The 661-nt window shown below is 34.3% G+C and carries 1 protein-coding gene and 1 pseudogene; both read left to right on the top strand.

Annotated features, from left to right (window positions below; translation table 11 throughout):
* Positions 1-96: 96 nt before the first annotated feature.
* Entirely contained in the window at positions 97-456 is a 360-nt protein-coding gene (locus HMPREF9333_RS12025; RefSeq protein ID WP_005542477.1) for a BlaI/MecI/CopY family transcriptional regulator, read from the top strand.
* A 10-nt stretch (positions 457-466) separates the two neighbouring features.
* A pseudogene (locus HMPREF9333_RS13190) lies at positions 467-661 on the top strand (M56 family metallopeptidase); the annotation flags it as partial.

The following is a 661-nucleotide window of genomic DNA, read 5'->3' as shown; positions in this document are numbered from 1 at the left end:
TTACAAAAAACTACTACAGTAGTATTGACTATTATAAAAGACTATGGTAGTATATAGTCAAAACTACACCAGTCTTTTGCAAGGAGGATTGTAAAAATGATTGTAAAACTATTTGATTCAGAACTTAAAGTGATGAATGTTCTTTGGAATGAAGGAGACTGCACTGCCAAGCATATCTCAAATGTATTGAAAGAAGAGATTGGTTGGAATATGAATACAACCTATACTTTAATAAAGAGGTGTATCAACAAGGGTGCGATTGAACGCTCCGAACCGAACTTTATGTGTCATGCTCTTATTCCGAAAGAAAAAGTACAGATAGCAGAAACCAATGAGTTTATTGACAAAATGTTTGATGGTTCCATTGATAAAATGTTTGCTGCACTGATTGGAAATAAGCAGCTTTCAGAAAAGCAAATTGAAAAATTGAAAAATCTTATAAAAAACTTAGAGTGAGGTGAGAAGAATGACCCTGCTACAAATGAGTATCTCCGCCACAATCTTAATCATCATCATTACCGTACTGCGTGCCATACTCATACACAAATTACCCAAAAAGACTTTAATGTTTTTATGGGGACTTGCTTTATTTCGACTGCTTATTCCGATTTCCATTCCATCTGTTTTCAGTGTCTACTCCCTAATACCACAAAACAATACC

The organism is Johnsonella ignava ATCC 51276, from assembly GCF_000235445.1.
Taxonomy (GTDB): domain Bacteria; phylum Bacillota; class Clostridia; order Lachnospirales; family Lachnospiraceae; genus Johnsonella; species Johnsonella ignava.
The sequence above is the reverse complement of the archived record's forward strand: the minus strand, read 5'-3'. Positions and strand labels throughout refer to the sequence as shown.